The 10,352-nt window shown below is 66.9% G+C and carries 5 protein-coding genes; 3 read left to right on the forward strand and 2 right to left on the reverse strand.

The genetic code is table 11. From position 1 onward, the window contains the following. Window positions 1–4: 4 nt before the first annotated feature. Together mexD and mexC are read right to left on the reverse strand one after the other, a co-directional pair. Window positions 5–3,136 (reverse strand): multidrug efflux RND transporter permease subunit MexD, encoded by a 3,132-nt coding sequence (gene mexD, locus HMPREF2914_RS17220; RefSeq protein ID WP_023092945.1) that lies wholly within the window; start codon window positions 3,134–3,136, stop codon window positions 5–7. A 27-nt stretch (window positions 3,137–3,163) separates the two neighbouring features. Further along, complete coding sequence (gene mexC / locus HMPREF2914_RS17225) at window positions 3,164–4,327, reverse strand: multidrug efflux RND transporter periplasmic adaptor subunit MexC (RefSeq protein WP_004352726.1); 1,164 nt, start codon at window positions 4,325–4,327, stop codon at window positions 3,164–3,166. A gap of 160 nt (window positions 4,328–4,487) precedes the next feature. Between mexC and nfxB the strand changes: the two genes are divergently transcribed. From nfxB to HMPREF2914_RS17240, 3 genes are all read left to right on the forward strand, one after another. Then, on the forward strand, window positions 4,488–5,051 hold the full coding sequence (gene nfxB / locus HMPREF2914_RS17230) for an efflux pump transcriptional repressor NfxB (RefSeq protein WP_003094842.1): 564 nt from the start codon (window positions 4,488–4,490) through the stop codon (window positions 5,049–5,051). Window positions 5,052–5,294: 243 nt separating this feature from the next. After that, entirely contained in the window at window positions 5,295–9,542 is a 4,248-nt protein-coding gene (morA, locus tag HMPREF2914_RS17235; protein WP_011666766.1) for a cyclic di-GMP receptor MorA, read from the forward strand. A 122-nt stretch (window positions 9,543–9,664) separates the two neighbouring features. Next, a partial coding sequence (locus tag HMPREF2914_RS17240; RefSeq protein WP_139147671.1) for a serine hydroxymethyltransferase occupies window positions 9,665–10,352 on the forward strand: 688 nt, incomplete at its 3' end.

Genomic DNA, 10,352 nt, shown 5'->3' on the forward strand with positions numbered 1-10,352 from the left:
TCGTTCACTCCCCGGCCGAAGCGGCCTGTTCGATGGGTGCCGGCCTGCTGCGCAGCAGCGACAGCAGCCAGACGAAACAGATAGGTACGAACAGCACGCCGAGGAAGGTGGCGCTGAGCATCCCGCCGATCACTCCGGTGCCGATGGCACGCTGGCTCGCCGCGCCGGCACCGCTGGCCAGGGCCAGGGGTATCACGCCGAGGATGAACGCCATGGAAGTCATGATGATCGGCCGGAAGCGCAGGCGCGCGGCCTCTATGGCGGCGTCGCGCAGGCTATGCCCCTGCTCCCAGAGTTCCTTGGCGAACTCGACGATGAGAATCGCGTTCTTCGCCGAAAGACCGATGATGGTGATCAGGCCGACCTTGAAATACACGTCGTTGGACATACCGCTGACCATCACCGCGAGCACCGCGCCGATGGCGCCGATCGGCACGATCAGCATCACCGACAGCGGGATCGACCAGCTCTCGTAGAGCGCCACCAGCAACAGGAACACCACCAGGATAGCGAGGGCGAACAGGCTGGTGGCCTGCCCGGCGGAGACCTTCTCCTGATAGGACAGGCCGGTCCACTCGTAGCCGATGCCGGCCGGCAGCTGCGCGGCCAGGCGCTCCATTTCCGCCATGGCTTCGCCGGTGCTGAAGCCGGGCGCGGCGTCACCGACGATGCGGATCGACGGGTAGCCGTTATAGCGCACCAATTGCACCGGTCCCTCTTCCCATTTCACGCTGACGAAGGCGCTGAGCGGTACCAGGTTGCCAGCAGCGTTAGGCACGTATAGCTCGAGCACGCTTTCCGGGGTCATCCGGTTGCCCTGTTCGGCCTGGATCACCACCCGCTGTTGGCGCCCCGCATTGGTGAAGTCGTTGATCACCTCCGAGCCGAAGGCAGCGGACAGCGTGCCGCTGATGGTCTCGAAGCTCACCCCCAGGGCGCGGGCCTTCTCCCGGTCGATCAACAGGCGCAGTTGCGGCGCTTCGGCCAGTCCTTCCATCATCGCGTAAAGGAATTTCGGGTTGGTCTGGATCTCACCAAGAAGAGTATCGCGAGCCTGCAGCAGCGCTTCGCGGCCGACCCCGCTACGGTCCATCAGGCGCAATGCGAAGCCGCCGGAGTTACCCAGACCGTTGATCGGTGGCGGCGACACGGCCATGACCGTGCCATCGTCGGGCAGCGCGAAATGCTCGTTCAGCGCGGCGATCTCGGCGGCGGCCGACTGCTCGGCGCCTCGCTCGGACCAGTCCTTGAAGGTCGGGAAGGCCAGCGCGGCATTGTCGCCCTGGCCGGAGAAGCTGAAGCCCGAGATCAGGAACACCGAAGCCACCGCCTCGCGGGACTTGAGGAAGCGCTCGAGCTCCTCGCCGGTGGCATCGGTGCGCACGCGCGAAGCGCCAGGCGGCAGTTGCACGTCGACCACCATGTAGCCGAGGTCTTCCGCCGGCACGAAGGCTTCCGGCAGGCGCAGGTAGAAGTAGCCGAGCATGGCCACCAGGCCGGCGTACACCAGCATGAAGCGTCCGGCGCGCGCCACCAGCTTCGAGTTGAGCAGCGAATAGCGCTCGGTGACGCGGGCGAAGCCACGGTTGAAGGCGCCGAAGAAGCCGCGCTTCTCGTGGTGCCCTTCGGGAATGGGCTTGAGCAGCGTGGCGCACAGCGCCGGGGTGAAGGTCAGGGCGAGGAAGCCGGAGAACAGGATCGAGACCGCCAGCGACACCGAGAACTGCTGGTAGATCACCCCCACCGAACCGGCCATGAAAGCCAGCGGCAGGAACACCGCCGAGAGCACCAGGGTGATGCCGACGATGGCGCCGGATACCTGCTTCATCGCCTTGACCGTGGCCTCGGCCGGGGAAATCCCCTCCTCCGCCATGATCCGCTCGACGTTCTCCACCACCACGATGGCGTCGTCCACCAGGATGCCGATCGCCAGGACCATGCCGAACATGGTCATCATGTTCACCGAGAACCCCAGCAGGTACATCACCATCAGCGTACCCAGCAGGCACACCGGCACCACGATGGACGGGATCAGGGTGTAGCGGACGTTCTGCAGGAACAGGAACATCACCAGGAACACCAGGACCATCGCTTCGATCAGGGTGTGGATCACCTTCTCGATGGCCACGTCGACGAAGCGCGAGGTGTCGTAGGGCACGCTGTACTGCATGTCCTCGGGGAAGAACGCCGACAGTTCGGCGAGACGCTGTTTCACCAAGGTAGCGGTCTGGATCGCGTTGGCCCCGGGCGACAGCTGGATAGCCCCGCCCACGGTGGGCGTGCCATTCAGTCGCGAGGAAATGTTGTAGCTCTCCTTGCCGAGTTCCAGGCGCGCGACATCGGCGAGCCGGACCAGCGAGCCGTCCTCGTTGGCGCGCAGCACTACCTGGCCGAACTCCTGCGGATCGTCCAGGGTGCCCTTCACCGCCAGGGTCGCCGTCAGCTCCTGCGCGGAACTGCCCGGTGCGCTGCCGAAGGCGCCGGCCGGCACCTGCACGTTCTGCCCGCGGATGGCATTGCTCACGTCGTCGATGGAGAGGCCGAAGCCCACCAGCTTCTGCGGATCGATCCAGACCCGCATGGCCGCCTCGGAAGAGAAGAATTGCAGCTTGCCGACGCCCGGCAGGCGCCGCAGCTCGTTGTTGATATTGCGCGCGGCGTAGTCGCCGAGGGCGGTGGTGTCGCTGCGCTGAGCGCCTTCCTTGTAGCTGAGCGCATAGATCAGCAGGAAACCGGCGCTGGTCTGCTCGACCTGCAGGCCCTGGGTCAGCACCGCCTGCGGCATGCGCGCCTCGGCTTTCTTCAGGCGGTTCTGCACGTCCACCTGGGCCAGGTCCGGATCGGTGCCCGGCTCGAAGGTGACGACGATCTCGGCGGTGCCGTTGGAGTTGTTGGTCGACTCGAAGTAGAGCAGGCCCTTGGCGCCGTTCAGCGACTCCTCGAGCACACTGGTGACGGAGTCCACCAGCACCTTCGCCGAGGCGCCGGGATAGGTGGCGGTGATGGTGATCTGTGGCGGCGCGACATTGGGGTACTGCGCTACCGGCAATTTGGAAATGACCAGCAGGCCGGCCAGGGAGATGAACAGGGCCACCACCCAGGCGAAGTTCGGCCGCTTGATGAAGAATTCGGACATCGGAAAATCCTCGGGGCGAACCCGCCCTTACTGTTGCGGCGCAGGTGACTGGGCTTGCGCCTGGGCACCATCCGGCTTCGGCACGATCTTCACCCCCGGCTGCACCGCAGCCAGGCCGCCGACTATGACCCGGTCACCCGGCTCCAGGCCCTCGGTGATCTGCCAGCGCGAACCCTGCATGACGCCGGTACCGACGCTGCGCGCCTCGGCGCGCTCGTCGGCGCCCACCACCATCACCTGGGCGCTGCCGTCGCTGGAGCGGTGCACGGCCCGTTGCGGCACCAGGATCGCCTGGTTGTCGATGCCCTGGGGCGTACGTACGCGCACGTACATGCCCGGCAGCAGGACCCCGTCGGGGTTGGCGAACTTGCCGCGCAGGGCGATCTGGCCGGTGCCGCGATCCACCGCCACGTCGGCGAACTGCAACGCGCCCTGGCGCTCGTAGGGCGTCCCTTCGACGCGCAGGGTCAGCGCCTGGCTGTCGCCGGCGGCCAAGGTGCCTTTCTTCAGGGCGTCGCGCAGGCGCAGGGCCTCGGCCGCGGTCTGGGTGAAATCCGCATAGATCGGATCGAGCTGCTGGATACGCGCCATCAGCGTCGCCTCGCCCTGCCCGACCAGCGCGCCCTCGGTCACCAGCGCGCGGCCGATGCGCCCGGAGATCGGCGCAGTGACCGAGGCGTAGCCGAGGTTCAGGCGCGCGGTCTCCAGGTCGGCCTGGGCCGAGCGGGTCGCCGCCTCGGCGCTGCGCAGGTCGGCGGTGGCGGTATCGAAGTCCTGCTGGCTGACCGCCTGGATCTTCACCAGCGGCTCGTAGCGACGCACCCGCGCCTGCGCCTCGAACAGCACCGCGCGGTTCCGCGCCAGCTCACCTTCGGCGCGCGACACCGCAGCCTTCAGCGGTGCCGGATCGATCTGGAACAGCAGGTCGCCAGCCTTGACGTCGGCGCCCTCCTCGAAGCGCTTCCGCACGACGATGCCGGCCACCCGCGCGCGCACCTCGGCGACCCGCACCGGTTCGATCCGCCCAGGCAGTTCCGAACTCAGCGCCAGGGGCTCGGCCTGCACCGTCAGGACCTCCACCGGCAACACCATTTCGGCGGCCTCCTGTCGCTCTTCCGCCGGCCCACAACCCGCCAACGCGATGGCCATAGCCAACGCCCCGATCCTTCCTATTGCACGCAAATCAGCCATGACACACCCGACCGTTGATTGAAAACGGATCGAATGGTACTTTTTCGAGCTAATTGAGTCAATATTGTCTCAAATGATCTTTTGACAGCTAATTCCTTTGGACGCGAGGCCAGTTTTCTGCACAATGCGCACAATCAGAAAAACCAACCGGGACCCATCGATGACCCTGATTTCCCATGACGAGCGACTCATCAAGGCGCTGGCAGTCGCTATCGTCGACCGCCCGCGAGCGACGCTGAAGGAACTGGCCGAGGCGGCCGGCGTAAGCAAGGCCACCCTGCACCGCTTCTGCGGCACGCGGGACAACCTGGTGCAGATGCTCGAGGACCACGGAGAGACCGTACTGAACCAGATCATCCAGGCCTGCGACCTGGAGCATGCCGAGCCTCTGGAGGCGTTGCAGCGCCTGATCAAGGAACACCTCACCCACCGCGAGCTGCTGGTATTCCTGGTATTCCAGTACCGCCCGGACTTCCTCGACCCGCACGGCGAAGGCGCACGCTGGCAGTCCTACCTGGAAGCGCTGGACGCCTTCTTCCTGCGCGGACAGCAGAAAGGCGTGTTTCGCATCGACATCACGGCGGCCGTGTTCACCGAACTGTTCATCACCCTGGTCTACGGCATGGTCGATGCGGAACGTCGCGGACGGGCGGCCAGCTCCAATTCCGCGCATACCCTGGAGCAGATGTTCCTCCATGGCGCCTCCAATCCGGCGCGCTCCTGACCCTTGCGCCCGCGGCGGCGCCCCTCTCGTCGCCGCATGGCACGGACCGATCCGCGTGCCGTCGACTTCGGCCGCCCGGAGGCCTGCTCGACACTCGGGAAGATCAGTCGTCACCGGTCCTGCGACAAAGTGCCTCGACAGGCGGAAAGGACCGTGACGCTCGTCGGCGATACTGGCACTTGGCCTTGCTTCCGGGCATCCTAACTGTCTACCGAATCACACCTCCCCCAGGAATTCCGGTCAGTGTCGACCCCCTCGCTAACCCCGTCGCCGCCTCCCGCCGGCGACCCACTGACCGTACCCGACCGACCGGCAGCCAAGGCTGGCCTGCTGTTGCTGGTCCTGTTGATGCTCGGCCTGCTGCTCTGGCAGATGAGCCAGGAGCTGCGCCAGCAGGAACGCTTCGAACACGAGCGGGCCGCGGCCCAGCTCGATCGTCTCAACGACCGCCTGTCCCTGACCCTCGAACTCAAGGCGCGCACCGCCCTCGCCCTGCTCCCGGGCATGCCCCCCAGCGAGCGTGGCGAGATCCAGGGCAGGCTGTTGCCGCGCATCAGCGATGCGCTGCCGCAGGTCCGCCAGTTGCAATGGGTGGACAGCGCCCCGCAGACGGGCAGCCCGTCGCCGGAAACGACGCTGCCCGAGCAGTTGCGCCAGCACGCCGGCTCCGGCCTCTACCACTATTGCCTCGACCCGCGCGACGGCGAATCCCTCTACCTGACCCTGCGCGAACCCGGCAGCCGCCGCGACAGCGGCTTCTGGCTGTTGCACCTGGCCAGCGACAGCCTCGCCCAGTGGAGTCCCGACCTGCCCACCGGCAACCTGCTCTGGCGCCTGGAAGACCAATACGCCGGACGGGTGCTCTGGCATACCCCAGGGAGCACGGCGCTGCTCGACGACATGCAGACCCTCGGCGTGGAACCGCTGCGCAACAGCGACTGGCAGCTTCGCGGGCTCTACGACAGCACCCGGGTGCGGCTCGGCCTGCTGCCGGGAATCGGCGGCGAGCTGGCGATCTTCCTCCTGCTGGTCGGCGTCACCGTGTACATGCTGCTGCGCCTGCACCGCGAGCAGCAAGGCCTGCGCGCCATGACCCTGGCCTCGCAGCGCAGCCTGCGCCAGGCGGCCACGGCACTGGCGGCGATCGACGAGCGGGTGCTGGTGACCCGCGCCGACGGCCGCCTCAGCTACCTCAATCCCCAGGCCGAACGCCTCTTCGGCATCAGTTCGGCCCAGGCCCGCCAGCATCACCTGCTGGGCCTGCTGCCGGACCTCGAGCCAGGCTGGCTGACGGACGCCGGTGGCGACGGCGAGACCCGTAGCGAGTTGCTGCCGCTGCGGGTACGCGGCGAGCCGCGGACGTTCACCCTCAGCCGCCATCCGCTGGCCAGCTATCCGGCGCTCGCCGACCAGGCCTGGACTCTCCGCGAGCAGATCCTCCAGGGCGGGCAGGTCTGGGTGTTGCGCGACGTCACCGAGGAACAGCACGCCCTCGGCGTCCTGGAGGAAACCCGGCGGCGCTACCAGGACATCTTCGAAGGGGTCGGCGTGGCCCTCTGCGTGCTCGACCTCTCCGCCCTGCGCCAGGCTCTGGTGGAACAAGGCCTGGACAGCTGCGCCGCACTGCGCGCCTGGCTCGCCGGCGAACCCGGGCGGCAGCAGGCGCTGCTGGAGCGGATCCGCATCACCGAGATCAACGATGTCAGTCGCCGCCTGCTGCAGATCGAGTCCACCGAACAGGCCTGGCAGCGCTTGCTCGACCACGGCCCGCTACAACCGGACAGCCTGCGCCTGCAGGTGATCGAGGCGCTCATCGAACGCCGGCCGGTACTCGAACTGGAAGCCACGCTGCGCTGCGGCAAGAGCACGCCGCGGCACCTGTGGTTGCAACTGCGCCTGCCGGAAAACCCCGGCGAATGGCATGCGGTGACCCTCAGCCTGTCCGACGTCACCAGTCGCAAGGAAGTCGAACTGTCGCTGATCGAGCGCGAGAAGTTCTGGTCGGACGCGGTCCAGGCGGTGCCCGATACCCTCTACATCCACGACCTGCACGCGCGCCGGGTGATCTTCAGCAACCATCACCTGGGCCAGCAACTGGGCTACAACCAGGAAGAACTGGCGCGGATGGGCGAGAACTTCTGGGAAACCCTGCTGCACCCCGACGACCAGGAATACTACTGGCGCATCCGCAACCTGCAGCACGTGGTCGGCGACGGCCTGCTGCTCGACAGCCAGCTGCGCTGGCGCCACCGCGACGGCCGCTGGCACTGGTTCGACATCCGCGAGCAGGCCTTCAGCCGCGACCGCAGCGGTCGCGTGGCGCGCCTGATCGGCGTGGCCAAGGACATCACCTTCACCGTCGAGGCGAACAACGCGCTGCGCGAGAACGGCCGACGCTACCGCATGCTGGCGGAAAACATCAGCGACGTGATCTTCTCCACCGACGCCGAACTCAACGCCAGCTACGTCAGCCCCTCGGTACAGCACGTGTTCGGCTACAGCCCGGAATGGGCGCTGCTCAACGGCCTCCACCAGACCGCCACCAACCCGCGCCAGCTCGGCCGCCTGAACGGCCTGCTGCGCCGCGTGCGACACGCCATCGGCGACCGCCAGAAGCTCGCCGAGCTGCGGGAAAACCCTGGCCAGCATCTGTTCGCCCTCGACTGCCTGCGCGCCGACGGACGCAAGATTCCCATCGAACTGCGGATCGTCCTGATGTGGGACGAGCACGACCGCTTCGAAGGCCTGCTCGGCATCGCCCGCGACATCAGCCAGCAGCGCCGCGCCGAACGCGAGCTGCGGATGGCGGCGACGGTATTCGAACACTCCACGGCGGCGATCATGGTCACCGACCCGGCCGGCTACATCGTCCAGGTCAACGATTCCTTCTCGCGCCTGACCGGCTACAGCCCGGCCGACGTGCTCGACCAGCAGCCGCGCCTGCTCACCGCCGACCGCCAGGAAGCCAACCAGCTCAAGCACGTGCTCGCCAGCCTGCAGCACAGCGGCAGCTGGGAAGGCGAGATCCTGCAGAAGCGCAAGACCGGCGAACTCTATCCGTCCTGGGTCGGCATCACCGCGGTGCGCGACGAGGAAGGCGACCTGGTCAGCTTCGTCTGCTTCTTCAGCGACATCAGCGAGCGCAAGGCCAGCGAGCGGCGCATCCACCGCCTGGCCTACTACGACGCCCTCACCCACCTGCCCAACCGCACGCTGTTCCAGGACCGTCTGCATACCGCCCTGCAACAGGCCGAGCGCAACGGCCAATGGGTGGTGCTGATGTTCCTCGACCTCGACCGCTTCAAGCCGATCAACGACTCCCTCGGCCACGCCGCCGGCGACCGCATGCTGCAGGAAGTGGCGACCCGCCTGAGCGCCTGCGTCAGCCAGGACGATACCGTGGCGCGCATGGGCGGCGACGAATTCACCCTGCTGCTGCCTTCCCAGGGCGACCGCGAGATCGCCCTGAAACGGGCGATCCAGGTCGCCGAGCTGATCCTCGGCCGTCTGGCCCGGCCGTTCACCCTGGAAGGCCGTGAATTCTTCGTCACCGCCAGCATCGGTGTGGCCTTGTCGCCCCAGGACGGCGCCGAACTGAGCCTGCTGATGAAGAACGCCGACACGGCGATGTACCACGCCAAGGAGATGGGCAAGAACAACTTCCAGTTCTACCAGGCCGAGATGAACGCCCGCGCCCTGGAGCGCCTGGAACTGGAAAGCGACCTGCGCCGCGCCCTGGAACTGGGCGAGTTCGTCCTCCACTACCAGCCGCAGTTCACCGGCGACGGCCGCCGCCTGACCGGCGCCGAGGCCCTGCTGCGCTGGCAGCATCCGCGCCGCGGACTGGTTCCGCCGAGCGAGTTCATTCCGGTGCTGGAGGAGATCGGCCTGGTCGCCCAGGTCGGCGACTGGCTGCTGGCGGAAGCCTGCAAGCAGTTGCGCAGCTGGCACAAGGCCAAGGTGCGGGTGCCAAAGGTCTCGGTGAACCTCTCGGCACGGCAGTTCGCCGATGGCCAGTTGGGCGAGCGGATCGCCGCGATCCTCTACGAGACAGGCATCCCGCCGGCCTGCCTGGAGCTGGAGCTGACCGAAAGCATCCTGATGAGTGACGTCGCCGAGGCCATGCAGATCCTCTCCGGGCTCAAGCGCCTCGGCCTGGCCATCGCGGTGGACGACTTCGGCACCGGCTACTCCTCGCTGAACTACCTCAAGCAGTTCCCCATCGACGTGCTGAAGATCGACCGCAGCTTCGTCGACGGCCTGCCCCACGGCGAACAGGACGCACAGATCGCCCGGGCGATCATTGCCATGGCCCACAGCCTGAACCTGATGGTGATCGCCGAGGGCGTGGAGAGCCAGGCCCAGCTGGACTTCCTTCGCGAGCACGGCTGCGACGAGGTGCAAGGCTACCTGTTCGGCCGGCCGATGCCCGCCGAGCAGTTCGGCATGCTCTACGCCAGCGACGTGCTGTTCATGTTCAACGAGGGCTGAGCCGCCGTGCGGCGCGCTTGAGCGCCGCTTGTCCGCGACATGATGGCCTTTCATGTGCCAGCACCCGCCGCATGGGTTAGAATGCGCGCCTTTTCCCAGCACCGATCCTTATGAGGACCGCCATGTTCAGCCGTGATTTGACCCTCGCCCGCTACGATGCCGAACTCTTTGCCGCGATGGAGCAGGAAGCCCAGCGCCAGGAAGAGCACATCGAGCTGATCGCCTCCGAGAACTACACCAGCCCGGCGGTGATGGAAGCCCAGGGTTCGGTGCTGACCAACAAGTACGCCGAAGGTTATCCGCACAAGCGCTACTACGGCGGCTGCGAGTACGTCGATATCGTCGAGCAACTGGCCATCGACCGCGCCAAGCAACTGTTCGGCGCCGATTACGCCAACGTCCAGCCGCACGCCGGCTCCCAGGCCAACGCCGCGGTCTACCTGGCCCTGCTGTCGGCCGGCGACACCATCCTCGGCATGAGCCTGGCCCACGGCGGTCACCTGACCCACGGCGCCAGCGTCTCCTCCTCCGGCAAGCTGTACAACGCTGTGCAGTACGGCATCGACGCCAATGGCCTGATCGACTACGACGAAGTCGAGCGCCTGGCCGTGGAGCATAAGCCGAAGATGATCGTCGCCGGCTTCTCCGCCTATTCCCAGGTCCTCGATTTCGCCCGCTTCCGCGCCATCGCCGACAAGGTCGGCGCCTACCTGTTCGTCGACATGGCCCACGTCGCCGGCCTGGTCGCCGCTGGCGTCTACCCGAACCCGGTGCCGTTCGCCGACGTGGTCACCACCACCACCCACAAGA

Origin of the sequence: Pseudomonas sp. HMSC067G02, assembly GCF_001813485.1 — a bacterium.
Classification (GTDB): Bacteria; Pseudomonadota; Gammaproteobacteria; order Pseudomonadales; family Pseudomonadaceae; genus Pseudomonas; species Pseudomonas aeruginosa.